Raw genomic sequence first — 26,343 nt, forward strand, 5'->3', positions numbered from 1 at the left:
CGTCTCCTTCTCTCGTGGGCTCAGGCGGCCGTGTCGAGGACGACACGGAAGCGGGCCTGGCCGGACATCATGCGTGCGTACGCCTCGGGTGCCTGCTCCAGCGGCATGACCTCGGTCATCGGGCGGACGCCGTGGTGCTCGCCGAAGGCGAGGTTGTCCTCGTTCTCGACGGGCGTGCCGGTGAGGCCGCCGCTGATGGTGCGGGTGCCGAAGATGAGGTCGGCGGCGCCGACCGAGATGGGGTCGGGCGCGGCTCCGACGACCACCATGTGCCCGCGCGGGGCGAGGCCGGGCACGAGTGCCGCCATCGAGGCGCCGTCGGAGGCCGTGGCGACGATCGCGTCGGCGCCGCCCAGCTCGCGCAGCGCGGCGGCCGGGTCGGTGGCGGTGCTGTCGATGTAGTGGTCGGCGCCCAACCGCCTGGCCAGTTCCTCCTTGGCGGTGCCGCGGGCGATGGCGGCGACGCGGAAACCGAGCCTGGCCGCGTACTGCAGGCCGAGATGGCCGAGGCCGCCGATGCCCTGGACCGCCACCAGCGCGCCCGGCCGGGCGCCGGACCGCTGCAGCGCCTTCAGTGTGGTGAGCCCCGCGCACAGCAGCGGCGCCGCCTCGACGGCGGGCAGGCCGTCGGGGACGCGGACCAGGCCGCTGCCACGCGCGTAGGCCACCTCGGCGTAGCCGCCGTCCACGGTGGTGCCCGTCAGCGGCTGGTCGGTGCAGTTGACGAAGTCGCCGCGCCGGCACTGGTCGCACTCGCCGCAGTGGCCGTTGAGGAAGCCGACGCCGACCCGGTCGCCCGCTCGCCACCTGCGCACGCCCGGGCCCACCGCGTCGATCACGCCGACGATCTCGTGGCCGGGGACGCGCGGCAGGGCGGGGTCGGCGCGCAGCCCCTCGACCGCGAGCATGTCGGAGTGGCAGACGCCGCAACTCTCGACGCGCAGCCGCACCTCGCCGGCGGACGGCTCCCGCAGCTCGCGGCGGACGAGGTCGAACCGGCGCGCCCCGGTCACCTCGACGGCTCGGTACGTGGGCATGTCTCCTCCAGTGGGGTTCGGGTGCCCTCAATATGACCGGTCGTCTTAGACGGTGTCAAACGAGGGCCCATGGGCTTGCCCGGGATTTGACGCGGCCTGAGACGACCGGCCATATTGGAAGCGTGATGGCCAGGCGGAGCATGCGCGAGGAGATCGTCGAAGCGGCGCTCGAACAGTTCCACACCCACGGCTACAACGCGGCCGGCGTCAAGACCATCACCGACGCGGCCGGCGTGCCCAAGGGGTCGTTCTACAACCACTTCGACAGCAAGGAAGCGCTGGCCGTGGTGGCGTTGCGTCGTTACGGCGCCGGGCGGCGCCTGGAGGACCTCGCCCACGGCGACGGCGAGCCGCTGGCGAGGCTGTGGGCCCACTTCGAGTCGCTGCGCGACCTCGTGGTTGCGCAGGAGTTCACCCGGGGGTGCCTCCTCGGCAACTTCGGCGCCGAGATCGCCGACCACAACGAGCTGATCCGGGCGGAGATCCGGGAGGGCTTCCATGCCTGGGCCGAGGCGATCGCCGCCGCCCTCGCCGAGGCCCAGCGCGCCGGGACGGTCCGCGCCGAGCTCGACCCCGGCGACACGGCCCGCTTCCTCGTCAACGCCTGGGAAGGGGCCCTCCTCGGCGCCCGCGCCGACCGCTCCGCCGCCGCCTTCGACACCTTCTTCGCCCTGGTGTTCGGCCCGCTGCTCACGCCCTAGAACGCCGCCGGAGATGTCGGGCGGTGCGGTGCCGCCCGCGGTGGAGAGCAGCCTGTGGGCCCGTCTGGTCAGCCAACTCGCGTACGAGGAACGGTGGCCAGGTCGGTGACCTGGCCGTGGTCGCTGGTGGCGGCCAGGGCGGCGGCGAACAGGATGAGCTGGTTGACAATCTTGAGGAAGACGAGCATGCCGGCCGCGCCCGCGACAACCTGGTAGGCGGGATTCGACGCGGTGAGGTTGAGGAAGAACTGGCCGACGGTCTTGAGGATTTCCAGGCCGACGGTGATGAGCAGCGCGGGGCCCAGGATGCGGCGCAGCGGCAACCGCAGCCGGGGCGGGGCGCTGAGCAGTGCGAGGGCCAGCAGGGTGTTCACGCCCACACCCAGCAGGAAGGCGGCTGCCGCCAGGAGCCACCGTGCCGGGGTGGCGTCGGCTCCCACGGTGTGTACGGCCAGCCAGGTCAGCAGCGTCTGGGCGCCGAGGGCGAGGGCCAGGGAGGCGGCCAGCAGGAGGCCGAGCCCGATCAGCACACCCAGGTCGATGACCTGACGCAGCCAGAAGGTGCCCGGATACTCCTCCACCTGCCAGATCGCCCTGCTGGCCGAGCGCAGCGTGTCCATCCAGAACAGACCGGCCGGCACCAGGCCGACGACGGCGATCAGACCGGCCGTGCCTCGGGCGTCGCGCAGCGCCTGGACGTCCAGGCGGGGGAAGTTCTCCGTCAGGTAGCGCTGCACGGCGGCCAGCGCGGCCGGGTCGTCCAGGACGTGGCCGAGGATGGCGAACCCCAGCAGTGCCAGGGCGAAGGTGGCGAAGAAGGCGTAATAGGTCAGTGCGGCCGACAACCGGCCGCCGTCGGCCTGGTCGTAGCGCACCACCGCACGCACCAGATGATCCAGCCGGCGGTGACGGCGACGTGCGCCCGCCCATCGCGCGGCGAGCCGCTCCACGAACCCGGTCGCCGCCATACCAGGGGCACCTACCCTCCTCGCCACCGCCAGCCCATTATCGCCGGGCTCCCCCTACGGCCGAGGACATCTGGAGCCCTGGGTCGCCCGCAGCGGCCGTCGAGCCGGGCTTCGCGGACGATCTGCGCGCCGTCGAGGAGTGACGTGCTGGACGATCAGATCGTACGGTGACCGCGTGAACCGTGGCGGATCGTGGGCTTTGCCGAATGATGGCGGCGGGCGGGCGTCCGGCAGCCACGTATCTCCCGAAAGCACTATCAAGCAGAAAAATCTGGAGGTACGCCATGGGAATCTGGTTCTTCGTCATGCTGGCCGTGGGGCTCGTGATCGTGACCGGCATGGGCGTCACGCTGATGGGGATGGTGCTCAAGCAGGTCAGAGAGGGCGAACTGTACATGCGGGCTCGCTGACCGAGGTCGGCAGTGGTGGCGCTGGGGCTGAGCTCCGGCGTCCCGTGCTGTCGGGGCCGTCGCCCTGCCGTGGACACCCTCCCGGCGCGGAACGCGGCCATGGCACGATGATGAGATGCCTGTCGACCCCCATCTGCTGACCCTTTTCCTGCTGACCACGCTCGTGGCGATGATCACTCCGGGCCCCGACATGCTGTTCGTCCTGGGCTGCGGGATGCGCGGCGGGCCGCGGGCCGGGCTGCTGGCCACGGCCGGGGTGGCCACGAGCGAGGCCATCCACGTCGCCGTGGCCGCCGCCGGGCTGGCCGCGCTGTTCGCGGCGGCGCCGGTCGCGTTCACCGTGGTGCGCATCGTCGGCGCCGCCTATCTCATCTACCTCGGCGTCCAGATGATCCGCAGGCGCGGGGCCGGGCACGAGGAGGCACAGGCGATCGGCGGCGGGATGCCGGGTCGCAAGGCGTTCCTCAGCGGCTTCCTGACGAACCTGGTCAACCCCAAGATGGTGACGTTCACGATCGCCTTCCTCCCGCAGTTCATCAGCCCGCAGCTCGGGCAGGTGTGGCTGCAGTTCGCGATCCTGGGGGCGCTGCTCATCGTGCTGGAGTTCGCGATCGACGGCACGGTGGGCGTGCTCGCCGGGCGGATCGGCGGCTGGCTGCGCGGCCGCCAGGCCGCTCGCCGCCGGATCGACGTGGCGACGGGCGGGATCTTCATCGGGCTCGGCGTGAAGCTCGCCGCGGAGCGATGACCCCGCCGCTAGGTCGTCCGGAGCTGCCGGCGTGAGGTGAGGCCGAGCTTGCGCAGGGCGTTGGCCACGTGGACCTCCACGGTGCGCGGTGACAGCACGAGGCTCTCGGCGATCTCCCTGTTGGTGAGGCCGCCGGCGGCCAGCCGCACCACCTGCTCCTCCCTGGGCGACAGGGTGCCCTGGGGCGGGGCCGGGGCGTCGAGGTGGCGGTGCAGCCTGCGCCGCGCCGCCGGGGTGATCGAGTCGCGGACGGCCTGCCGGGCGAGCGGCTGGCGCAGGTCGTACCGGCCGGGGGCGGACTCCACGAGCAGGCCGCGCCGCACCGCCTCGGCGAGCGCGCGCTCGCTGCGCTCGGGCGGGACGCCGGCCAGGGCGGCGAGCGTGCGCGCGGTGGCGGGTTCGCCGAGCACGGCGGCGGCCTGGACGAGCATCCGCGCCGCCAGCGGAACCGAGGCCAGCCGGAGGAGAACGGCGTCGCGCAGCGCCGGCGGGGTGCCCGGCGGCCTACCCTCGGCCAGCATCCGGGCGAGCTGCTCGATCGCGGACGGCACGCCCCTGCTCAGCGGCCACAGGTCGCCGGGGTGCGGCAGCAGCTGCTCGGCCAGCTCGGCGGTCTCCCCGGGGTCGAGCGGGGCCAGCGCGATCTCGGCGTGGTCGATGTGCGGCGGCAGGTGGGCGAGCATCTCCGCCACCGGATGGCTCAGGTCCTCGGCGCGGTAGGTGAGCACCAGGTTGACGGCCGCGGGCAGGCAACGTGCCAGGAAGGCCAGCAGCTCCCTGGTGTCGGGATCCACCCAGTGCACGTCCTCGACGACCAGCGTGATCGGCCGCAACGATCCCAGCAGCGACAGCACGGCCCGAAACAACCGATGCCGCTCGACCTGCCGGTCGGCGAGCGGCGGCGGGGCGGGCGGCAGCAGGTGGGCGACCTCGGGTAACAGGGGGCGTAGCGCCCCGGTGATGGGGTTGAGGTCGCGGGGCGGGCTGGCGTCGCGCAGCGCCTCCACCACCGGCCCGTACGGGAAGCGCATCGGGTGGCAGCGGCCGATCGTCAGGGGCGGCCAGTGGAGCTCGTGCAGCAGGCGGGTCTTGCCGACACCGGCCTCGCCCTCCAGCAGGACGACGACCGGCGGGCGGCTGAGGACCTCGGCAAGCTGATGGAGCTCCCGCTTCCGGCCCACGAAAGGCATGTCGCACCCGCCCGGTCCGACTACACCGTGTCAGGTGATTTTTCACTATATGTGGGAGTGTGTCCATACAGCGTGCCGGAGAAGATCCTCACATGGTGAACGGGATCCACGCCTGCTCGGCCAGCGACGTGGCGTCGTTCACCTGGACGCCGACGTCGGAGAGGGTCCACAGGCCGTCGCCGATGACCATCGTGCGCTGGATGCCGGGCCGGTAGGAGGTGTCACCCTGCCGCGTCTCCGGATGCGTGATCATGCCCAGTTTGGTCACGGCCGACTCGTCGATCTTCAACGCCAGCGCGCCCGACTCGTACCGGCCCTCGCCGAAGGAGTGCAGCGGGACCACCGCCAGGCCCGTCTTGGGCCAGTAGAGGAACGCGTGCGGCTCCCATTCGGCGTCGGAGCCCGAGTCCTTCTGGAAGAGCTGCGACAGCCGCCGCGGGTTCGCCGGATCGCCGACGTCGAACAACGACACCTGGGTGCCGAGCGTCCTGCCCTGCTCGCTGGCCTCCTGCCCGATGCCGATCAGCCGCCCCTCGCCCGCCGGGTGGAGGTAGGCGGAGTAGCCGGTGATCTTCAGCTCGCCGGTCACCTTCGGTGCGGCCGGGTCGCGCAGGTCGAGGGTGTAGAGCGGGTCCACCTGCCTGAACGTGACGACGTAGCCCACCGGGCCGATGAACCGCACCGAGTAGATCCGCTCGCCCTTGCCCAGGCCGCCGACCTCGCCGGTCTTCGTCATGTCGGACGCCCTGAGCACGTGGACCCCGCTGACGCTCTGCGCCTGCTGCCGCCCCCGGCCGTCGCCGCCGGTCGTGGTGGCGACGCGCAGGTGGCCGTCGTGCTCCGACAGGGCGTACTGGTTGAGCAGCCGGCCGGCCACCTTGCCCGACGCCGCGTACACGGGCGCGCCGGGCCTGGTGACGTCGAACCGGTGCACCTCGGTCTCCTCGGGCGGCGCCTTCGCCTCGGTCACGCCGGGCGTGGGCTCTCCGGGTGACGGCTCGGCGGCCGGTGCCTGGTCCTCCATGACGACCGGCTCGGTCGGCCACCACCAGCGGGGGTTGCTGGCCACGTACAGGCTCTGGCCGGTGCCGTAGACGATGTCGCCGTCGGCCGCCAGCCCGATCGGGTCGGTGCCGGCCGCCGTGAGGCCCTGGGCGAGGTCGATCGAGTGCACCGTCAGCAGGGACGTGCCGGTGTAGTCGGCGGGGTGGCTGACCCGCTCGCAGGGGACGGACCGCTTGCTGACGGCGCCGGACGCGTCGGTGATCTCCACCTTGGGCAGCCACGCCTCGACGGGGGCCTTGCGCACGGCCGCCCGGTTGAGCGTCGTGCGTTCGGCCTCGGCGGCGTCCGGCTTGGCCTCGGGGAAGGTGATCTCGGGCTGGCTGCGGGTGACGAGCCTGACGGTCGAGCCGACCATGCGCGCATCGACGTGAGAGCCCTGCGGCTTGACGGAGCCCAGCACCTTCGGCGCGCCGGCCAGGTCCACGAGGACGTACCTGGTCTCACCCATGGGGGCGATGGACTTGTACATCATGTCGCCGCCGCGCATGAGCACCAGCGCCCGGTCGCCCGACAGCAGCAGGTCGGCGGGCGCGTAGGTCGGCTCCGCCCGCTCGGTCAGCCGGAGCGTGGCGGTGACCTTCCTGGTGGCGACGTCGATGACGCGCAGCGTGCCGCCGGTGACCGTGATGACCCGCCTGCCGTCGGTCTTGACCACGTCGGGCTCGTCCACGCCGGCCTCGTGCGTGTTCGTGGTCGAGTGCTCCAGAGTGATCGTGCTCTTGGCGGCGGCGTCGGACTCCATGGCGGTGTCGCGCCGCATCTGCAGCACCTGCGGGCCGCCGAAGCCCCACGGTCCGACGTTCTCGGCGGCGTGCTCGCGCAGCCCGGCGAGCATCTCGTCGCAGCCGCGGTAGGCGACCAGCCGCACGGTCACCGGCCGCTGCCCGGCGTCCGGACCGGCCGGGTCACCCGGGTTGCCGTCAGCGGCCGTGGAGGTGCACGCGGCGGTCGCCGTCGCCAGGGCGGCGGCGGCCACCGCCGTACGCATCAGCGTCTTCATGACCTTCTTGACGGATCGGCGCGCCGAGTGGTTCAGGAACCCCGGGACGGGTTGACGGTGAAGACCGGGCTGAAGTCGACGTCCTCCGGTATCTCCAGCAGCTTGCGCACCAGCCGCCCGTCGAAGCTCACGACCTGGATCTCGTCCTTGTCTGAGTTGTCCTGTTCCCAGCAGTAGAGATGGGTCTCGTCGTACCAGCCGAGCACCTTGTCGCAGTCGGAGGAGAACGCGCGCACCTTCTCGCCGGTGCCGGTGTCCCAGAGGCAGTGGTCGCCGCCTCCGCCGGACGGGCAGTTCGTCGCGAACAGCTTGCCGGAGGGGGAGAAGATGTCCTGGGTGCCGGAGGGCAGTGAGCCGACGTCCGCCAGCGTGCGGGTGGCGGCGCCGGAGGCGTCGAAGAAGCGTAGCCCGCGCTCGCCGTGGACGTTGACCACGCCGCTCTCCTCGGCGTCCCAGCCGAAGCCGGTGGTGCGCGTCGAGCCGCCCGCCACGGTCAGCACCTTCGCCTTGGCCGCGGCCACGTCGACGACGACGAAGCCCGGGTAGATCCAGTCGTCCTCGCCGTTCTTGTCCTTGATCTTCCTCTCGACGTTGAGCAGGATCTTCGAGCCGTCCCTGGACCAGGCGCGAATGCTGCTGATCAGCGGATCGCGCACGGTCTTGACCGAGGAGGTGGAGCCCAGTTTCCGGTCGGTGATGACGATGGAGTCGTAGTCGTCGGAGGTGTACGTGCGGCCCCGGGTCGCGAGGTAGCGGCCGTCGGGGGAGAGCTTGGACTCCCAGGTGCGCGCGTGCTTGGCGAACGTGCCGCGCAGCGACCGCCTGGCGTAGTCCACCCAGTCGTCGGTCTTCTTGTCGAAGACCTCGTACGAGGTGAGCGTGATGGGGTCGGACGGGTGCTCGAAGAGCGTGATCTGGCCACCGGCCAGCCGCTTCCTGGACGGGGTCGGCGTGGCCGACGGGCTCGGCGACGGCGTCCGGCCGGCCGTGGGGGTGGCGCTCGCGCGGGAGGCCGTGGCGGCGGGCCTGTCGGCGGCGACGAACAGCGTCACCCCGGCCAGGATCAGCAGCGCGACGGCCACGGTCACGCCGATGACGACGGGGCCCTTCCTGCCGCGGCCGGGCCGCGTCGGCGGCGCCGTGCCGTAGGCGGGCGCCGTGCCGTACGCGGGTGCCGTGCTGAACGCGGATGCCGGGCCGTACGCGGGCGGGCCGAATCCGGAGGAGGGCGGCGGGCCGTACCCCGGGGACGGGGGGCCGTAGGCGGGCGCCGGCGGACCGGCGGCAGCGGCGGCCGCGGCCTCGGCGAGCATGCCGGAGCCACCCGGCGGGCCGCTCACGGGATGCTGGAGCAGCCGCATGATCACCTGCTCGGCCGACGGCCGCTGCGCCGGGTCCTTGGCCAGGCAGGCGAGCACCACGTCGCGCAGCGGCCCGTCGAGCACCCCGACGTCGGGCGGCTGGTTGAGCACCCGGTTGATCACGGCGGGCATGGTGTCGCTGCCGAACGGCGCGTGCCCCGAGGCGGCGAAGACGATCGTGCCGGCCCACGAGAACAGGTCGGCCGCCGGCCCCACCTGGTGCCCCATGATCTGCTCCGGCGGCATGTACGCGGGCGTGCCCACCGGCATGCTGCTGATCGTCGAGGTCGCGTTCAGCGCGCGGGCGATGCCGAAGTCGATCACGCGCGGGCCGTCGGCGCCCAGGATGACGTTGGCCGGCTTGAAGTCGCGGTGCACGATGCCGGCCTGGTGGATCGCCGCCAGCGCCGTGGCCGTGCCGATCGCCAGCCGGTGCAGGGCGGACCCGGCGCGCGGCCCCTCCTCCTGCACGACCCGCTGCAGCGACCGGCCCTCGATGAACTCGCTCACGATGTAGGGCCGGTCCTGCTCGATTCCCGTGCCGAGGACGGCCGCGGTGCAGAACGGCGCCACCCGCTGGGCCACCTGCACCTCACGCAGGAACCGCTCGACGCTGACCTGGTCGCCCGACAGGTCGGGGCGCAGCCACTTCACCGCCAGGTGGCTGCCGGCCGTGTCCTGGCCCAGGTAGACGACGCCCTGGCCACCTTCGCCCAGCCTGCCGATCAGGTCCAGGCCCGCCAGCCGTCGCGGGTCGCCGGGTCTGAGCGGAGCAAAGGAAGGCATGAGGCGATTGTGGACCTTTGCCGAGGATCCCGGAAAACTACCGGCGGGTAGCCAAGCCGGAATATCCTTCGGACATGCATGTGACGTCCAGTGGCGCGACCCGGCGCATCACCGCGCCGTTCACCGGCGAGCCACTCGCCGAGCTGCCCGTCTCCAGCGCCGACGACGTCAGCGCGGCCTACGCCAAGGCCCGTGCCGCACAGGCGGAGTGGGCGGCGCGGCCGGTCGCCGAGCGGGTGCGACCCTTCCTGCGGCTGCACGACGCGCTGCTCGACCGCCGCGGCGAGATCCTCGACATCGTCCAGAACGAGACCGGCAAGGCCCGCAAGCACGCCCTGGAAGAGGTGCTGGACGTCGCGGGCTGTGCCCTCTACTACGCCCGGCGCGCCCCGCGCCTGCTCGCCCCGCGCCGCCGCCAGGGCGTCTTCCCCGTGGCGACGCGCGTGGCGGAGCTGCGCCGCCCCAAGGGCGTGGTCGCGCTGATCACGCCGTGGAACTACCCGCTGTCGCTCGGCGTCACCGACGCCGTGCCGGCTCTCCTCGCGGGCAACGCCGTCGTGCACAAGCCCGACACGCAGACCGCGCTGTCGGCGCTGTGGACCATCGACCTGCTGGCCGAGCTGGGCATGCCGCGCGACATCTGGCAGGTCGTGCTGGGCGAGCCCGCCGACATCGGCGACGCGCTGCTCGACGGCGCCGACTACGTGGCCTTCACCGGTTCCACCCGCGGCGGCAGGAAGATCGCCGAGGAGGCGGCCAAGCGGCTCATCGGCTGCTCCCTGGAGCTCGGCGGCAAGAATCCGATGCTGGTGCTCGACGACGCCGACCTCGACCACGCCGTACAGGGCGCGATCCGCGCCTGCTTCAGCAACGCGGGCCAGCTCTGCCTGTCGATCGAGCGGCTGTACGTGCACGCGAGCGTGTTCGACGCCTTCGCCGAGCGCTTCGCGGCGCAGGTGCGCGCCATGAAACTGGGCCCGGGCCACGACTGGTCGGTGCAGATGGGCTCGCTCACCTCGCGCCGCCAGCTCGACGCGGTCACCGCGCACGTGGACGACGCACTGGCCAAGGGCGCCACGCTGCTCGCCGGCGGCCGGGCCAGGCCCGACCTCGGCCCGCTGTTCTACGAGCCCACGGTGCTGACCGGCGTCACGCAGGACATGGAGCTGTGCCGCAACGAGACGTTCGGCCCGGTGGTCGCCCTGCACCCGTTCGCCTCCGACGACGAGGCGGTGGAGCTGGCCAACGACACCATCTACGGGCTCAACGCCTCCGTCTGGACCGCGAACCTCGCACGCGGCCGCGCCCTGGCCGGCCGGATCAAGGCCGGCACGGTGAACATCAACGAGGGCTACGGCTCCGCGTGGGCCTCCTACGACGCCCCCATGGGTGGGATGAAGGCGTCCGGCCTGGGCCGCAGGCACGGCGCGGAGGGCCTGCTGCGCTACACCGAGGCGCAGACCGTGGCCTCGCAGGCGTCGTGGCTCGGGTTCGAGCCGCCGGCCGGCGTGCCGTACGAGAAGTGGGCCGGCGTCCTGAGCACCACGCTGAAGACGATGCGGCGGCTGCGCCTGAAGTGAGAGGGGTGGGCCGGCGACCGGCCCACCCCGTGATGCCTACCGGCTGATCTGCTCGCAGTCGGCGTTGACCGGGTCGAGCGCCGCGCGGTCGGCGACGGCGCGGTCGGCGCCGCCGTCGCCGCACTGCACGGAGTTCTCCGCCTCGCCGTCGCGGACGTCGATCAGGTCGTTGCCGTTGCCGCCGGACACGGTGTCACGGCCCCTGCCGGGCGTGATCTCGTTGTCCAGCCGGTCGCCGGTCAGCCGGTCGCCGAACGAGGTGCCGACGATGTTCTCCGTCTGGATGTTGTCCTGGTCGGCCGGGCGGGTACCCGAGGCGGGCCGGCCGTCGTTGTAGGCGAAGTCCAGCGTCACCGTCACCCCGGCCGAGGCGCCCTCGTAGGTGGTGGTGTCCTCGCCGAGGTGCCCGGCGTACATGATGCGGCTGGCCACGCTGCCCTCCGCCGCGCCGACGGTGAAGGTGTCGTTGCCGTTGTCGCCCTCCACGTAACCCTGGAACGGGACCAGCGTCCTGAACCGGTCGTCGCCGTCGCCCAGCCGGGCCAGGATTCTGGCGATGCCGGCCGAGCAGCGGACCGTGGTGGGGTCGCCGTCGGCCCGGGAGCAGCCGGGCCCCGGCACGATGGTCACCGAGTCGGACACCCGGATCGCGCCGCCCGCCTCCTTGGTGATCAGGACGTTGTTGGCGTCAGCCGAGCCGGTGTAGTCGAGTTGTAACTGCCCGCCGTTGGTCCGGACCTGCGCGCTGGAGGTGCCCGCCGTGGCGGCGTGCCCCGTCGCCGGCAAGGTCGCCAGCGCGCCGGCGACGGCGCCGCCCAGCAGGGCCAGGCTGAGGACTCGGTGGCGCAAGGTGTTCATGGTCGTCTCCTTCAGAGATCTGGCGGGCGCGGTGGCGCCCGCTCGTTGACGTCGCCCATCGTGTTCCAGACAGAAGTTCTGTTGTGTGCACAAGTCCACAGCGCGCAAAAGTACGCATGAGAGGCTGAACGGATGACGTGGGAGACGAGAGCGCTGGACCTGCTGCGGGCGGGCCCGCCGACGCCGCTGATCGAGCTGCCCGCGGCGGCGCCGGGCGTGCGGCTGCTGCTGAAGGACGAGTCGGCGCAGCCCACCGGCAGCCTGCGGCACCGGCACGCCAGGGTGCTGTTCCGGCAGGCGGTGCTCGACGGGCTGGTCACCGAGGGCACCCCCGTGGTTGAGGCCACCGGCGGCAACGCGGCGGTGGCGCAGGCATGGTTCGCCCGGCGGCTCGGCCTGCCGTACATCGTGGTGATGCCGGGGGCGCGCGGCGAGGAGCGGGCGCGGCCGGTGGAGGAGCTGGGCGGGGAGTGCCGCTTCGTCACGCCGCCCCTGGCGATCTACGACGCGGCCCGGCGGGTGGCCCGCGAGGCCGGCGGGCACTTCCTCGACCAGTTCGGCCGGGCGGCCGAGCACGACCTGGCCGACGAGTTGTTCGCCCAGGTGCTGCCCGACTGGGTCGTGGTGGGCGCGGGCACCGGCGCCACCTCGGCGGCCCTGGGCCGGCGGGCCCGCCACGGATCCGGCGAACTCCGGGACCGTCCTCGGGTGGCGGTGGCCGACCCGGAGAACTCCGCCTACTTCCCCGGCTGGACGCTCGACGAGCCCGCCTACGCGACCGGCATGCCGTCGCGCGTCGAAGGCATCGGCAGGCCGCGGATGGAGCCGGGGTTCCGGCCCGATCTCGTGGACGTGGTGGTCCCCGTGCCCGACGCGGCGAGCGTGGCGGCGGCGCGGCGCATCCGCGCGGTGACGGGCCTGGCCGTGGGCGCCTCGTCGGGCACGGCCCTGTGGGCCGCGCTGGAGCTCGTCGAACGGCTGCGGGCCAAGGGCGAGGGCGGCACCGTGGTGTCGGTCGTCGGCGACGCGCACCCCCGGCACCTGGCGACCTGCCACGACGACGGGTGGGCCGCGGCGAAGGGGCTCGACTGGCGGGCGCACGCGGACGAGGTGCTGCGGCGGACGAGCTGAGCGGGCGATCCCGCGCGGGAGGCGGGGCCGCCCGGAGCGGTCAGCCGGGGAGCGTCTCGCCGCCGATCGGGGCGAGGATCTCGCCCGTGTAGTACGACGACATCCGTTCGCTGGCGAAGAACACGTACGACGGCGCGATCTCGTCCGGGTGGGCCGCCCGCTGCATCGGCACCTGCTTGCCGAACGAGCCGACCTTCTCCGCCGGGAACGTCGCCGGGATCAGCGGCGTCCACACCGGCCCCGGCGCGACCGCGTTGACCCGGATGCCCCGCTCGACCAGGTTCTGGGCCATCGAGTAGGTGAAGGCGTTGATCGCCCCCTTGGTCGCCGAGTAGTCGAGCAGCGTCTTGTTGCCGCGCAGCCCGTTGATCGACGACGTGTTGATGATCGCGGCGCCCTTCCGCAGGTGTGGCAGGGCGGCCTTGGTGACCCGGTAGTAGCTGTGGATGTTCACCGCGAAGGTGTGCTCCCACTGCTCGTCCGTCAGCTCCTCCAGCGAGTCGACCGGCGCCTGGTAGGCCACGTTGTTGACCACGATGTCGAGGCCGCCCAGCTCGCCCACCGTCTGCTGGACGATCGACGCGCAGTGGTCGCGGTCGCCCAGGTCGCCGGGCAGCAGCACGCAGCGCCGCCCGGCCTGCTCGACCAGCTTGCGGGTGTGGTTGGCGTCCTCGTGCTCGCTGAGGTAGGCGACGGCGACGTCGGCGCCCTCCTTGGCGAAGGCGACGGCGACGGCCCGGCCGATTCCGGAGTCGCCTCCGGTGATCAGCGCGCGCCTGCCGGCCAGCAGGCCGCGGCCCTCGTAGTCGCGCATCTCGTCGCGCGGCTCGGGTGCCATCTCGCCGGTGCTGCCGGGGTACGGCTGGGTCTGCTCCGGTGGTGTGGTGTCAGGTTGCTCAGGCATGGTGGAGCGCTTGCCCGCTGCCGGGCAAGGCTAACGTCAGCCCTGCGTCAGGATGTGGCTGACCCAGACGTTCGGCTCCACGTACACGGCGTGGTCGTGGGTCACGTCGCAGTGCACGGGGGCGAGCGCGCCGGGCACCTCCACCGGACCGGTCCGGTCGAACGGCGACCCGGTCCACGAGCGCCACTCGGCCAGCGTGCCGGCGACCACCATCGACCGGGGGGCCACCTTGACGATCCGCCCGCCGGCCCGCACGTGCACGCGCAGCCACGCGTCGTAGGGCAGGCCGTCGGCCCGCGTGCGCGCGGCGTACTCGGTCATCGGCGTGTGCGGCTCCAGGTGCTTCTGGTTGGGCCGGACCGGCGCCACCAGCTCGGTGAACCCCAGCCGGGCGGCCTGCTCGCGCAGCGCGGCCACCATGCGCGGCGAGACGCCCGTCCCCAGCCGGTCGCGCCGCACGGTGATCTCCAGGGCGGAGATCCGGTCCGTCGTGAGCCCTCGCTCGCGCGCCAGCCAGCCGCGCCGGATCACCGTGTCCCAGCCGCCGTCGGGCAGCTCGGCGTCCTTCGACGTGTACGGGATCATGCACGCGCGCGCGACCAGCCGGCCGGGCTCGGCCTCGTCGTCGGCGACCAGGACGTAGTCGGCGTACGCCTGCTCGGCGATCGCGTAGAACAGGTCGGCGATCGGGTCCTCCATCATGAACGCCGGCCACGCGTCGTCCATGTCCCAGAGGGAGGAGGCGAACTCGGGGCGCTCGGCGAGCGTGGTGATCCGTAGCGACATGCCGGTCATTGTGACATCCAGGCGTCACAGCTCGGAGGGTCGCTGCACCGGCTGGTGCTCGGTCTTGAACACCAGGGTGGTGTGCAGGTGCACGATCTCCGGCCGGATCAGGAACCTCTCCAGCACCAGCCGGTGCAGGTGGTCGGCGTCGGCCACCGCGACGTGCACGAGGAAGTCCTCGGCGCCCGCGACGTGGAACAGGGTGATGGTCTCGGGCAGGTTCAGCACGAACGCCCGCAGCGGGTCCACGAGCTGGCTGGTGTGCGGGCGCACGCGAAGGGCGAGCAGCGCCTGCAACGGCCGGCCGAGCCGGGCCGTGTCCACCGAGGCCCGGAAGCCCGTGATGACACCCCGGCGGCGCAGCGAGCGCACGCGCTCCAGGGCGGTGGACGGCGCGACGCCGAGTCGCTCGGCCAGGTCCTTGTTGGGCAGCCGCGCGTCGTTCTGCAACTCGGCCAGGATCGCCAGGTCCACCGCATCCAGTTCGGCATTATGCGCCATTGTCGCCCTCCGATTCGGTCGTAGTAGCAACATACCGATGAATCAACCACCATTTCCGTATGTGGAACATTGAGGAGTTCACCGAGGCCGCGGGGATCACCGTGACGGCCCTGGCCGCGTACGTGGACGAGAGCCAGCGCGGCGCCGCCCCCGTGGTCAGGCGCCGGCCGCCCCGGGAACTGGCCGACCGGCTCGGCCTGCGCGACCTGATCGAGAAGGGCGGCATGACGCCGGACTCGTACGAGGACTTCCTGCGCACCTTCCTCGCCGAGGGGACGCGGCTGCACCACCCCGCCTACCTCGCGCACCAGACCGCCTCGCCCGACTTCCCGGCGGCGCTGGCCGACTTCGTGCACGGCGCCACGAACAACCCCATGGCCGTCTACGAGATGGGCGCGGCGGCGGCCACGGTGGAGTTCGAGGTGCTGCGGTGGATGCTGGCCAAGGTGGGGTTCCCGGCCGGGGGCGGCGTGCTGACGCACGGCGGTTCGCTGGCCAACCTGACCGCGCTGCTGGCCGCCCGGGCGCGGGCCGTTCCGGACGCCTGGGATAACGGTGTCCCCGGCGACCTGGTGATCCTCGCGCCGCCGGCGGCGCACTACTCCGTCTCGCGCGCCGCCTCCATCCTCGGGCTGGGGCAGCGCTCGCTGGTGCCGCTGGAGACCGACGCGCTGGGCCGGATCGACGTGACCCGCCTGCCCGACGTCTCGGGCAAGAGGGTGATGGCGCTGGTCGCGGGTGCGTGCGCCACCGGCACCGGCCTGTACGACGACCTGGGCGCGATCGGCGCGTGGTGCCGCGAGCGCGGCATCTGGTTCCACGTGGACGGCGCGCACGGCGCCTCCGCCCTGCTCAGCGAGCGGCACGCGCACCTGCTCGACGGCGTCGACCTGGCCGACTCGGTCATCTGGGACGCCCACAAGATGCTGCGCACCTCGTCCCTGGCCGCCGCGGTCCTCGTCCGCCGGGAGGGTGACCTCGACGCCGCCTTCAGGCAGGAGGCCAGCTACCTCTTCTACGGCGACCAGGGCTTCGACCTCATCAACCGCACCGTCGAGTGCACCAAGGCCGAGCTGGGACTGAAGATCTTCATGAACCTCGCCTGGCGCGGCGAGCGCGGCATCGGCGACTACGTGGCCGGCCGCTACGACACGGCCCACCGGTTCTGGGAGCTCGCCCGCCGGCGGCCCGGCTTCGACCTGCCGTACGAGCCGGAGAGCAACATCGTCTGCTTCCGGTACGGCGGGGCGGACCAGGCGGGCCTGCGGGAGCGGATGATGCGGGACGGCTCGTTCCACCTCTCCTCGACCGAGCTGAACGGCGTCCGCCACCTGCGCGTCACGGTCATGGCCCCGGCCACGGACGACCGGACCCTGGAGGCCCTGCTCGACGAGATCGTCGCCATCGCCGCCTGACGAGCCGCCTGACGAGCCGTCTCGCGGGACGTCTGACGGGACGCCTGAAGAGACGCCTGACGGGACGCCTGAAGAGACGCCTGAAGAGACGCCTCGCGGGACGCCTGAAGAGACGCCGACGAGAATCGCCGAAGCACCCTGGACTCGTCGGCCCGATCCTGTAGCGTCGAAACGAGCGCTAGGGAGGCTTCGGGTGCGAGAACTCTCCGGCAAGGTCGCGGTGGTCACGGGCGCGGCGAGCGGCATCGGCAGGGCACTGGCCGTCCGCTTCGCGGCGGAGGGCATGTCACTGATGCTGGCCGACGTCGATCCCGGCGGCCTGGCGGAGACGGCGCGGCTGGCGGGCGATACCAAGGTGCTCACCCAGATCACCGACGTGTCCGACGAGGACTCCGTGCGCCACCTGGCCGATCGCGCCTTCGGCGAGCTGGGCGCCGTCCACCTCCTGTGCAACAACGCGGGCGTCTACCAGGGCGGCCACCTGTGGACGCGCACCCCCGAGGACTTCACCTGGCTGCTCGGCGTCAACCTGTGGGGCGTGCTCCACGGCGTCGGCGCGTTCGTGCCTCGCATGATCGAGCAGGACACCGAGGGACACATCGTCAACACCGTGTCGGTGGCCGGCCTGCTGGCCGGGCCGCGGGCCGGCGGTTACGCCGTCAGCAAGTACGCCGCGCTCGCCGCCTCGCAGTCGCTCGCCCACGACCTGATCGCCACCGGCTCCAAGCTCCGCGTCACCGCCCTGTGCCCCGGCGCGGTCCGCACCCGGATCAACCGCTCCGAGCGGGTGCGCCCGGTCCACCTGGCCGTCGCGCCCGGCCCCGACGACCTCGACCAGCAGGGCCGCGTCGACGCCGCCGTCGACAAGGGCATCGACCCGTCGCGGGTCGCCGACATGGTCGTCGCCGCCGTCCACGAGGAGCGCTTCCTGCTGATCACCCACCCCGAGCACGAGACCGGCCTGCGCCGGCAGACCGAGATCCTGCTCGCGGGCGGGCTGCCCCCGCTGTAGCCGGGGCCCGCCCCGTCCAGGGCGAATGAGCAGTGCCGATACACTGAGAGGCACCGCATTCGCCTTTGGGGGGTTGTCTCGGTGTCTGAGTTCGACACAGTGCTGGTGGTCGACTTCGGCGCGCAGTACGCGCAGCTGATCGCCAGGCGTGTGCGCGAGTGCCACGTCTATTCCGAGATCGTCCCCTCGACGATGCCGGTCGAGGAGATGCTGGCCAAGAAGCCCAAGGCGATCATCCTGTCCGGCGGGCCCTCCTCGGTCTACGCCGACAACGCCCCGGCCGTCCCGCACGGGCTGTTCGAGACCGGCGTCCCCACGTTCGGCATCTGCTACGGCTTCCAGGCGATGGCCCGCGCGCTGGGCGGCGAGGTGGCCCGCACCGGCGTCGCCGAGTACGGCGGCACCCAGCTCGACGTGCACCGCGAGGGCGTGATCTTCGCCGGGCTGCCCGCCACCCAGAAGGTGTGGATGTCCCACGGCGACAGCGTCGCCGCCGCCCCCGACGGCTTCACGGTGACCGCCTCGACGCGCGAGACGCCGGTCGCCGCCTTCGAGCACCCCGCACGCGGCCTGTACGGCGTGCAGTTCCATCCCGAGGTGCTGCACAGCGAGCACGGCCAGACCGTGCTCAAGCACTTCCTCGACGCGGCCGGCTGCCGCCCCACCTGGACCATGCTCAACATCGTGGAAGAGTCCGTCGAGGCGGTCCGCCGGCAGGTGGGCGACGGGCGGGCGATCTGCGCGCTGTCCGGCGGCGTCGACTCCGCGGTGGCCGCCGCGATCGTCCAGCGGGCCATCGGCGACCGGCTCACCTGCGTGTTCGTCGACCACGGGCTGCTGCGCAAGGGCGAGGCCGAGCAGGTCGAGCGCGACTTCGTGGCCGCCACGGGCGTCAAGCTGCGCGTCGTCGACGCCGCCGACCGCTTCCTCAAGGCCCTGGACGGCGTCAGCGACCCCGAGGAGAAGCGCAAGATCATCGGGCGCGAGTTCATCCGCGTCTTCGAGGACGAGCAGCGCGCGATCATGGCCGACGGCCCGGTCGACTTCCTGGTGCAGGGCACCCTCTACCCCGACGTGGTCGAGTCGGGCGGCGGCACCGGCACCGCCAACATCAAGTCCCACCACAATGTCGGCGGCCTGCCCGAGGACCTCCAGTTCGAGCTGGTCGAGCCGCTGCGCACGCTGTTCAAGGACGAGGTGCGCCGGGCGGGCGAGGAGCTGGGCCTGCCGGCCGCCATGGTGTGGCGGCAGCCGTTCCCCGGTCCCGGCCTCGGCATCCGCATCGTGGGCGAGGTCACCCGCGAACGGCTCGACCTGCTGCGCGAGGCCGACGCGATCGCCCGCGAGGAGCTGTCGCGCGCCGGCCTCGACCGCGACATCTGGCAGTGCCCGGTCGTGCTGCTCGCCGACGTGCGCTCGGTGGGCGTCCAGGGCGACGGCCGCACCTACGGTCACCCGGTGGTGCTGCGCCCGGTGACCTCCGAGGACGCGATGACCGCCGACTGGGCGCGGGTGCCCTACGACGTGCTGTCGCGCATCTCCACCCGCATCACCAACGAGGTGCGCGAGGTCAACCGGGTGGTGCTCGACGTGACGAGCAAGCCGCCGGGCACCATCGAGTGGGAGTGACGCCCGGCGGCTGCCCCGGCCCGCCGCGCGACATGCTCGACCGGATCGCCGGCGGGTGGCCGATCCAGATCCGCCTCGCGGCCGCCGCGGCCGCCGCCTGACCGGAGCGGGTCAGGCGGCGGCGCCGAACCAGCGCGCCAGCGCGGCGCGCAGGGCCTCCCGCTCGCCGGAGCCGGGGCGTGCGGAGTCCGTCGCCCAGGCGACGTAGCAGTCCGGCCGCAGGAGCAGCGCGGCGGGCGACCGGTGGGCAGGCCGGCCGGAGCCGACGTCAGCGGTGGTGCCGCTGTCGGCGGTGGTGCCGGCGGCGGGCCTGCGGGGGCGGGCGGCGACGGCGTCCACGCGGTCGGCCCAGCCCGGCAGCTCCTTGGCCAGGGACGCGTCGTCGGTCAGGTCCAGCAGCAGCGGCCGGGCACCGCGCGTCAGCTCGGCCAGCCGGACGGGTCCCGACGGCAGGTCCAGCACCAGGTCGGGAGCCCACCGGCCGGTCAGCGGGTGGGTGTCGCCCGGGCCCGTGGCGTAGCGGATGTCCCCGCCCGCCATCAGGTCCACGACGCGGCGGACTGCGTCCCCGTCGCCGAGCAGCTCCGCGAACAGCTCGCGCAGCGCCGTGACCTCGGCGCCCGGAGCGATCAGCGCCGCCTGCGCCTGGGTGTGCATGACGACCCGCTGCGCGACCGGTCGCCGCTCGCTCTCGTAGCTGTCCAGGAGCCCCGGCGGGCCCCAGCCGTGGATCTCGGCGGCCAGCTTCCAGCCCAGGTTCACCGTGTCCTGCAACCCCAGGTTGAGGCCCGGCCCGCCGATCGCGCTGTGCACGTGGGCGGCGTCACCGGCCAGCAGGACCCGCCCCTCCCGGTAGCGGTCGGCCAGCCGCGTGTTGCCCCCGGCCAGCCGGCGCATCAGGTGCGGTCCAGCGCCCGCGGGCGGGTCGAGCGGCAGGTCCACGCCGAGCACGCGGCGGACGCTCCCGCGCAGTTCGTCCAGCGTCATCGGCGCCTGCTCCACGGACGGCTCCCACTCAAGGGTGGTGACCAGCGCCGGCCGGGCGGGGAACGGCGCGTACGCGAACAGCCCGCGTTCGGTGCGGTGGTGCGTGAACGGCGGGACGACGCCGTACCCGGGCACGTCCAGTCCGCCCGTGCCGGGGTCGACCAGCTCGGCCGGGACGGTGACGTGGGCGGTCCGCGAGACCGTGTCATCCCTCGTCACGCCGGGGAAGCCGATGCCGGACAGCTTGCGCGTCACGCTGTGCCCGCCGTCCGCCCCGACCAGGTAGCGGGCGCGCAGCCGGTAGGCGCCGGCCGGCCCCGAGATCTCGACGGTGACCGAGGCGTCGTCCTGCGACAGCCCCACCACCTCGTGCCCTCTGCGGATCTCGACGCCCAACTCGGCCGCGCGCCGTTCCAGCACCTCCTCGATGCGGAGCTGTGGCACGGGGAGCGTGTAGAGGGGGTTGTCGTCCAGCGCCGTGAGGTCCAGCGGCAGCGCGCCGAACATGAAGTGCGGCGCCGGTCGCGGCGGCTCCGGGTCACCGCTCAGCCGCTCGTGCAGACCGCGGCGGTCGAGCATGCGCACCACCTGGCCGACCAGGCCGTTGGCGCGGTTCTCCGTGGTACGGGCGGGCAGGCGTTCCAGCACCACCGGCCGCACTCCGGCGAGCCTCAGCTCGCAGGCCAGCATCAGCCCGTTCGGGCCTCCTCCGGCGATGACGACGTCAGCGGACATGATGGTCCTCCTTGTTCGGTGCCGTTGTTCGGTGTCGTTGGATGAGGCCGCCGCCGGGCATGGCGCATCACCCCGGCCGCGGCCGGGGTGGCCGCAGGGGTGCGTCAGAAGGCCCGGCAACTGTGCTTACGGGCAGCTCAGGGGCATGGTCGAAGCGGGCGCGTCAGGGGCGGGATCGAGGCGTGGCCGCGCGGTCGAGGAGAGACGATGGTGCCGGGTGGAGCGGCCAGGAGCTTCGGGGTCGAGGGCGCGGTCAGGGTTGGGGGAGTCCGGCCGCGAGCTGGCCGAGCGCGTCGTGCAGCAGGGCGGCCATCGAGACCGGCGTCTCGGCGCGCAGCCACTGGTCGGTGGCGACCGTGATGGCCGCTCCCACCGCGCCGGCCACCAGGCGCGGGTAGAGGTCACGCGCGACGTCGGTGCCGGTGCGATCGGCGATCGCGGCGGCCAGTTCGGCCTCGGCCGCCACGCCGGCCTTGACGAACTCCGCCTGCAACGCCGGCTCGGTGACCATCAACCGGACCCCGGCCAGCCACTGACCGGAAGCCCCCTCCGGCCCTGAGCCCTCACCACCGGAGTCGCCGCCAGTGGAGCCCTCGCCACCGGAGCCCTCGTCCTCCATCGCGAACCGGGTCAGCACCGCGCTGGTGACGGCCTCCCACAGGGGCTTGCCGGCGGGCTGCGCGCGCAGCTCGGCCGCGATCAGCCGGGCCCGGTCGAGGTGCCGGGCCGCGATGGCCTCGCCCTTGCTGGCGAAGTAGTTGTTGAAGGTACGGGTGGAGACGCCGGCCTCGGCGGCGATGTCCTCGACGCGCACGTTGTCCCACCCCCGCTCGACGGTCAGCCGGATGGCCGCCCAGCTCAACGCGATGCGGGTCTGCTGCTTCTTGCGCTCCCTCAGGCTCGTGCGCCCAGCGTCCTCGTCTCCCACGATGACAACGATAGCAAAAACTTACGCGATCAGAAAAGATGCGTGTTCGGCAATTTTTCTTCGACGGTCTCCCGCCGGCGGCCCCGTCGTAGCGGGCGTACCAGGGAGGCCGCCAGCAGCGGGAGGAGCAGCATCCCGATGTGGATGGGCGCCGCCATGTACCGGAAGTCCTGGGCCGAGATGTTGGCCAGGATGGCGAGCTGCTGCCCCACCACCACCGCCGCCACGGCCGGCACGTACCTGTTGCGCAGCGCCCACGCCGCCAGCCCCACCGCCAGGTACGACACGTACGACCAGAGCGCTCCCCGCCAGATGAGCCAGTCGTAGCGCGGAGCCGCCGCGGTCACCAGCCACCAGTCGGCCACCTCGTACAGCTCCTGCGAGATCGGCCGCGACGAGAACAGGTGCCGCTCGGGGAAGTCGGGCACCTTGTCCGGGCCGACGTAGGTCTCGGCGGTCGGCCGGCGGGAGAAGTGGTAGGTCTCCCCGCCGACGGCCCACTCGTCCTGCGTGATCTTCCAGGCGATGGCGCCCCTGCAGAGCCGGGCGTCCACGACGAGGCCGGGCCGCTCCAGCAGCAGGCGTTTCCAGAGGTCCAGCAGCTCGCCCGCGTGCGCGTCGGCCTGCTGCCAGTTGAAGTCGTTCCGCCAGATCAGCGGGTTGATGGTGTGGCAGGTGCCGCCCTCCGTCCAGCGCGGCAACGGTGCCACGGCCGCCATGACGGCCCGGTCCCGGTAGCCGAACAGCTCCGGATGCCCGCGGTAGAGCACCGCGACGTCGCCGAAGGCCGTGTGGTACACGTACGTCTTCGACGGGGCGGCGATGCCGACCAGCGGGAACACCAGGTTGGTGAGCAGGAGGGGGACGGCCGCCGCGACCGTGCCGACGAGCGCCAGCCGTACCCTCATGACCTTGACCACCAGCACCAGCACGACGACGGCGACCGCCACGATCAGGAAGCCGTTCGCCCGGAACAACCCCAGCGCCGTCATGAGCACGCCGAGACCGGCCAGCCGCCCGACGGTGACGGTCCGCGCCGCAGCCATGCCCGCGCACGACGCCGCGATCGCCACCACGCACAGCGTGAACGGCACGTCCTTCCACAGCGTGACCGCGAACGCGCCGACCGGAGGCAGGAACGGCATCAGCACGGCGACCGCCGTCGTCGAGCGCGGGGGCGCGCCGAGCGCCCGCAGGGCGGTGGCCAGGTAGGTGAGCGTGGCGGCCATGGCCGTGGTCTGGAGCAGGGTCACCAGGCCGAGGTCGCCGCTGACGCGGACGCTGAGCCACAGCAGGGCGTCGTAGACGACGGAATGGTCGCTCACCCAGGGACCGGCCATGGTGTGGCTCAGGTAGAGCACCGAGTCCCGGCTGAACAGGCCAGGATGGTAGGCCAGCCACCAGCACACGAGCACAGCCTGGATGGCGAGGAATGTCGCGAGCGTCCCCGGTCGCGATGCCTTCGCGTTCTGCATGACTCCAATCCCGGCCAGCGGGACCCATACCCCGGCCTACGGGTAGCTGACCCCTGCTTCGAGCCTCCTGCCGCCGAGCAGCGTGGGCACCGTGACCAGGTGATACCCGCGCTTCTTCAGCTCCTTGACGATCGACGGCATCGCCTTGACGGTCTGCGGGACCACATCGTGCATGAGGATCACCCCGTCACGCCCGGCCAGCCGGAGCACGGCCGCCTTGATCCGCTTGGCGTCCCGCAGCTTCCAGTCGAGCGTCGTGCCCGTCCACATGACCTGCGCGAGCCCCTGTTCGCCGGCCAGGCGCAGCACCCGCTCGTCGGTGTGCCCGTACGGCGGGCGGAACATCGTCACCCGCCGGCCCGTGGTCTCTTCGATGATCGTCTGGGTGACGCGCAGCTCGTCGAGGATTTCGCTGTCGTTCGAGGACGTCAGGGACTGGTGGCCGTAGGTGTGGTTGCCCACCGCGTGGCCCTCGGCGGCGGTCCTCCTGGCGATGGCCGGGAACTCCTCGACGTGCTTGCCCATGAGGAAGAAGGTGGCCTTGACCTTCTCCTTCTTCAGCACGTCCAGCAGGGCCGGCGTCTGCTCGCCCGGGCCGTCGTCGAACGTCAGCGCGATGCACTTCACCTTCGCGCAGTCGACCTTCGCCTGCGCCCCGGCCTCCGGAGCACCACTCATCACCAGCGAAACCGCTAGTAACCCCTGAATCACCACAGGTGCCACCTTATGGCGAAAGCGCACCTTGTGCGGCCCTGTGCCGGCCGCCTGTGCGCTGTCAGCGGATCGTGACCAGGCGGGTGAACTCGGCCGGCAGGTCGTAGCCGTCCCACACGCGCTGGAAGCCGAGCGCCTCACCGATCGGCACCATCCGGTCGACGCCCCGCCCCGCCAGCGCACCCGCCAGCTCCGCCAGTTGGGCGCGCGAGAAGCCGAAGTGGGTCATCGTCTGGTCGGCGCGCCGCACCAGGCGGACCAGCTCGGCCGGAGAGGCGATCCGGGCGTGCGCGAACGTGCCCGTGCCCAGCCGGCGCCGCGGCGCCGCCTCCGGCGCGGTGAGGACGACGCCGGTCACCGCGTTGCCGTGGAAGCCGATGGACCGCGCCACGCCGTCGGCGGCCAGGCCGTACGTGGCGACCCGCTTCTCGACCGCCATCGCGGCGTCCACCGTCCAGCCCCGCCGCGCCACCGCCCGCGCCAGGCACGTGGTGAAGTCGTCGCGGGCCGCGTCGCAGTCGGCGGGCACGCCGACCCAGAAGACGGTACGGGGTGACGAGCAGGCCGCCTGGTCGAACCAGTAGGCGTCGGCGGCGAATCCGTCGGCCACCGCCTCGCGGGTGCCCGCCGGCGCGGCCAGCCAGGCCGAGGCCAGGACGAGCGCGAACGACGACCGGTCGGGGAAGGTCAGGTCGCGCGCGTGGGGCGCGAGCGGATGGCGCCGCACCTCGTCGACGGTGCGGTCGCCGCCCCAGATCACCCGCAGGTCGCAGGCCGCCGACAGGCTGGCGGTGATGGCGTCGGAACGGGTGTAGGAGACGATCCGCTGGGTCGCGGCGACGGCCTCGGACACCGCCCCGCCGGACTCGTCGAGTGTCTCCTGCAGGGCCCGCAGGAGCACCGAGGCCACCGGGCCCGCCCTGGTCGAGAGCCGGACCACGTTGCGGTTGCCCATCAGGGCGGACAGGGCCCAGGAGTAGACGAAGACGGTGTCGACGTTCGCGGGCGGAACGTGGAACACCAGGCCGCGCGGCACCCGTACGTACTCGCCGCCGCGCACCGCCTCGACGGTCCGCGCGAGCTCGCGCGGCCGCAGGAAGAAGCCGAGGGAGGCGAGCTCGGGGTGGCGGCGCGCGAGCTCGGGACGCAGCAGCCGCCGCCCGAACGCGACGAGGAAGTCACGCACCCGCTCGTCTCCGGCACCGAGCAGGCCCGCCCCGGTCAGGCCCGCGAGCAGCCCACCGACACCCACCGACGCCCCCTCGGGAAACCGCACCGCCACCTCATCACCACCACCGGTGGGATGGCCGGCGGGCGGTCGGTCGCCGGGGGCGTCGCCCGAGGGTCCAACCATCAGGCCGCCACCTGCCCGAAGGTGTCGCTGCACCCGCGCGTCTCGGCCCGCGGCAGCCGCCCCAGCACCGAGAACCGCTTGCCCGGCCACACCCCGTCGTCCACCCCGTGCACCACCCCGAGGTCCTCGGTCAGCAGCACGTGACCCGGATAGGACGTCGGCAGCGTGCTCACCACCTCGATCAACCCCGACACGCCCGGCGGCGCCTCCTCCCACGTCTCCGGATCGCGGATCACCACGTTGGCGAAGTCGGGACAGTAGAGCCCGTCACCGTCGGGCCCTTCGAGGAAGACGGTGCCGATCTGCTCCACCATGCCGTAGAAGTCATGGATCCGGGTCAGCCCGCACTCCTCGCCCAGCCGCGCGCGGAAGGCGGTGTTGTCGACGGCCTGGTCCGCCAGCTTCTTCCACCCCCCGGAATGGATCAGCACCCCGTGGGACAGGTCGAGCCGCAGCTCCCGCAGGTAGAGCCAGGCCATGAAGGTGAACCCGAAGATCAGGAACGGTTCGCGGCCGTGCCGCGCCAGGAAGCCCTCGACCGCCCGCCCGTCGAGCCCGCCCCCCTCGTCGAGCGCGAACGTGTGGTCGCGGCCGAAGTTCATCATCCCCAGCACCCCCGCGCCGCGGGCGCTCAGCGCCGGGTCGCGGGTCACCGACCGGCTGTCGACGATGAGCATCGGCAGCCGCCGCCCGCCCAGCACCGCCCGCAGCGTCGCCGCCAGCATGCGCGGCTGCGCCGCCGCCGCCTCGCGGTCGAGGTAGACACGGCTGGGCGCCTGCCCCGTGGTGCCGCTGGACGTGAGCACCCTGAACACCCGCTCCTCGGGCACGCTGCGCAACTCGTGCGTCTTGAACAGCCGCACCGGCAGCCACGGCAGGTCCGCCACCCGCTCGTACGGGCCCGACGCCCCGATCGCCGCCAGGATCCGCCGGTACGGCGGGCAGTCGCGCCGATGCCGCTCGGTCAGCTCGGCCAGCCGGGGCAGCAACGCCGCCTCCCGCTCGGCCTCGGTCAGCCGGAAAACGCTCATCCCACCCCTCCGCCCGCCTTCCGCCGAGCCGCCACGA

The 26,343-nt window shown here is 72.7% G+C and carries 23 protein-coding genes; 8 read left to right on the forward strand and 15 right to left on the reverse strand.

All coding sequences use genetic code 11. From position 1 onward, the window contains the following. Positions 1-20: 20 nt before the first annotated feature. Positions 21-1,037: an alcohol dehydrogenase catalytic domain-containing protein gene (locus FHU36_RS34595; protein ID WP_185088263.1), complete on the reverse strand. Its 1,017-nt coding sequence runs from the start codon at positions 1,035-1,037 to the stop codon at positions 21-23. A 125-nt stretch (positions 1,038-1,162) separates the two neighbouring features. On the opposite strand from FHU36_RS34595, the gene FHU36_RS34600 reads away from it, so the two are divergent. Continuing rightward, positions 1,163-1,738, forward strand: coding sequence for a TetR/AcrR family transcriptional regulator (locus FHU36_RS34600; protein WP_246503143.1), 576 nt, complete (start codon positions 1,163-1,165; stop codon positions 1,736-1,738). 68 nt (positions 1,739-1,806) lie between these two features. Here FHU36_RS34600 and FHU36_RS34605 read toward each other — a convergent pair whose 3' ends face one another. Continuing rightward, complete coding sequence (locus FHU36_RS34605) at positions 1,807-2,706, reverse strand: YhjD/YihY/BrkB family envelope integrity protein (RefSeq protein WP_185088265.1); 900 nt, start codon at positions 2,704-2,706, stop codon at positions 1,807-1,809. Between the two features lie 284 nt (positions 2,707-2,990). Here FHU36_RS34605 and FHU36_RS45970 point away from each other — a divergent pair, with 284 nt between their 5' ends. Next, positions 2,991-3,116 carry a hypothetical protein gene (locus FHU36_RS45970; RefSeq protein ID WP_281394509.1) on the forward strand — a complete coding sequence of 42 codons (126 nt, stop codon included), beginning with the start codon at positions 2,991-2,993 and terminating at the stop codon, positions 3,114-3,116. Between the two features lie 115 nt (positions 3,117-3,231). After that, positions 3,232-3,864 (forward strand): LysE family translocator, encoded by a 633-nt coding sequence (locus FHU36_RS34610; protein ID WP_185088266.1) that lies wholly within the window; start codon positions 3,232-3,234, stop codon positions 3,862-3,864. A gap of 8 nt (positions 3,865-3,872) precedes the next feature. Here FHU36_RS34610 and FHU36_RS34615 read toward each other — a convergent pair whose 3' ends face one another. The 3 genes from FHU36_RS34615 to FHU36_RS34625 all read right to left on the reverse strand — a co-directional run bounded on the left by FHU36_RS34615 (position 3,873) and on the right by FHU36_RS34625 (position 9,266). Then, a complete protein-coding gene (locus FHU36_RS34615) occupies positions 3,873-5,054 on the reverse strand; it encodes a helix-turn-helix transcriptional regulator (RefSeq protein WP_185088267.1) in 1,182 nt (393 codons plus the stop codon). Between the two features lie 88 nt (positions 5,055-5,142). Then, positions 5,143-7,119, reverse strand: coding sequence for a beta-propeller domain-containing protein (locus FHU36_RS34620; RefSeq protein WP_185088268.1), 1,977 nt, complete (start codon positions 7,117-7,119; stop codon positions 5,143-5,145). 32 nt (positions 7,120-7,151) lie between these two features. After that, the gene (locus tag FHU36_RS34625; RefSeq protein WP_185088269.1) at positions 7,152-9,266 is read right to left on the reverse strand and encodes a serine/threonine protein kinase; all 2,115 of its coding nucleotides are present in this window, start codon (positions 9,264-9,266) and stop codon (positions 7,152-7,154) included. A 74-nt stretch (positions 9,267-9,340) separates the two neighbouring features. Between FHU36_RS34625 and FHU36_RS34630 the strand changes: the two genes are divergently transcribed. After that, positions 9,341-10,846, forward strand: a complete 1,506-nt coding sequence (locus FHU36_RS34630; protein ID WP_185088270.1) for a succinic semialdehyde dehydrogenase — start codon at positions 9,341-9,343, stop codon at positions 10,844-10,846. A 36-nt stretch (positions 10,847-10,882) separates the two neighbouring features. Here the strand turns inward: FHU36_RS34630 and FHU36_RS34635 are convergent, their stop codons facing one another. After that, a complete protein-coding gene (locus FHU36_RS34635) occupies positions 10,883-11,704 on the reverse strand; it encodes a hypothetical protein (protein ID WP_185088271.1) in 822 nt (273 codons plus the stop codon). A 132-nt stretch (positions 11,705-11,836) separates the two neighbouring features. On the opposite strand from FHU36_RS34635, the gene FHU36_RS34640 reads away from it, so the two are divergent. Next, on the forward strand, positions 11,837-12,835 hold the full coding sequence (locus FHU36_RS34640) for a PLP-dependent cysteine synthase family protein (protein WP_185088272.1): 999 nt from the start codon (positions 11,837-11,839) through the stop codon (positions 12,833-12,835). Between the two features lie 40 nt (positions 12,836-12,875). Here FHU36_RS34640 and FHU36_RS34645 read toward each other — a convergent pair whose 3' ends face one another. From FHU36_RS34645 to FHU36_RS34655, 3 genes are read right to left on the reverse strand one after another with little or no spacing between them, the layout of a single operon-like run. Then, the gene (locus tag FHU36_RS34645; RefSeq protein ID WP_185088273.1) at positions 12,876-13,739 is read right to left on the reverse strand and encodes an SDR family oxidoreductase; all 864 of its coding nucleotides are present in this window, start codon (positions 13,737-13,739) and stop codon (positions 12,876-12,878) included. A 36-nt stretch (positions 13,740-13,775) separates the two neighbouring features. Beyond that, on the reverse strand, positions 13,776-14,525 hold the full coding sequence (locus FHU36_RS34650; RefSeq protein ID WP_185088274.1) for an N-acetyltransferase: 750 nt from the start codon (positions 14,523-14,525) through the stop codon (positions 13,776-13,778). Positions 14,526-14,549: 24 nt separating this feature from the next. Next, positions 14,550-15,026, reverse strand: coding sequence for an Lrp/AsnC family transcriptional regulator (locus tag FHU36_RS34655; RefSeq protein WP_185088275.1), 477 nt, complete (start codon positions 15,024-15,026; stop codon positions 14,550-14,552). Between the two features lie 59 nt (positions 15,027-15,085). On the opposite strand from FHU36_RS34655, the gene FHU36_RS34660 reads away from it, so the two are divergent. The 3 genes from FHU36_RS34660 (at position 15,086) to guaA (ending at position 19,082) form a co-directional block, all read left to right on the forward strand. Then, the gene (locus FHU36_RS34660) at positions 15,086-16,441 is read left to right on the forward strand and encodes a pyridoxal phosphate-dependent decarboxylase family protein (protein ID WP_185088276.1); all 1,356 of its coding nucleotides are present in this window, start codon (positions 15,086-15,088) and stop codon (positions 16,439-16,441) included. Positions 16,442-16,634: 193 nt separating this feature from the next. After that, a complete protein-coding gene (locus FHU36_RS34665) occupies positions 16,635-17,453 on the forward strand; it encodes an SDR family NAD(P)-dependent oxidoreductase (protein WP_185088277.1) in 819 nt (272 codons plus the stop codon). A gap of 81 nt (positions 17,454-17,534) precedes the next feature. Then, positions 17,535-19,082 carry a glutamine-hydrolyzing GMP synthase gene (gene guaA, locus FHU36_RS34670; protein ID WP_185088278.1) on the forward strand — a complete coding sequence of 516 codons (1,548 nt, stop codon included), beginning with the start codon at positions 17,535-17,537 and terminating at the stop codon, positions 19,080-19,082. Positions 19,083-19,193: 111 nt separating this feature from the next. On the opposite strand, the gene FHU36_RS34675 is transcribed toward guaA, so the two are convergent. From FHU36_RS34675 to FHU36_RS34700, 6 genes are all read right to left on the reverse strand, one after another. Continuing rightward, a complete protein-coding gene (locus FHU36_RS34675; RefSeq protein ID WP_185088279.1) occupies positions 19,194-20,804 on the reverse strand; it encodes an FAD-dependent monooxygenase in 1,611 nt (536 codons plus the stop codon). 253 nt (positions 20,805-21,057) lie between these two features. Then, on the reverse strand, positions 21,058-21,732 hold the full coding sequence (locus tag FHU36_RS34680) for a TetR/AcrR family transcriptional regulator (protein ID WP_185088280.1): 675 nt from the start codon (positions 21,730-21,732) through the stop codon (positions 21,058-21,060). A 29-nt stretch (positions 21,733-21,761) separates the two neighbouring features. Then, on the reverse strand, positions 21,762-23,207 hold the full coding sequence (locus FHU36_RS34685) for a hypothetical protein (protein ID WP_185088281.1): 1,446 nt from the start codon (positions 23,205-23,207) through the stop codon (positions 21,762-21,764). A gap of 36 nt (positions 23,208-23,243) precedes the next feature. Further along, positions 23,244-23,885 (reverse strand): polysaccharide deacetylase family protein, encoded by a 642-nt coding sequence (locus FHU36_RS34690; RefSeq protein WP_185088282.1) that lies wholly within the window; start codon positions 23,883-23,885, stop codon positions 23,244-23,246. 97 nt (positions 23,886-23,982) lie between these two features. Further along, entirely contained in the window at positions 23,983-25,275 is a 1,293-nt protein-coding gene (locus tag FHU36_RS34695; protein WP_185088283.1) for an acyl-CoA reductase, read from the reverse strand. Then, the gene (locus FHU36_RS34700; protein ID WP_185088284.1) at positions 25,275-26,306 is read right to left on the reverse strand and encodes a LuxE/PaaK family acyltransferase; all 1,032 of its coding nucleotides are present in this window, start codon (positions 26,304-26,306) and stop codon (positions 25,275-25,277) included. Before FHU36_RS34700 ends, FHU36_RS34695 begins: the two co-directional genes overlap by 1 nt. Positions 26,307-26,343: the final 37 nt, after the last annotated feature.

The sequence above is a fragment of the Nonomuraea muscovyensis genome (assembly GCF_014207745.1).
Lineage (GTDB): Bacteria > Actinomycetota > Actinomycetes > Streptosporangiales > Streptosporangiaceae > Nonomuraea > Nonomuraea muscovyensis.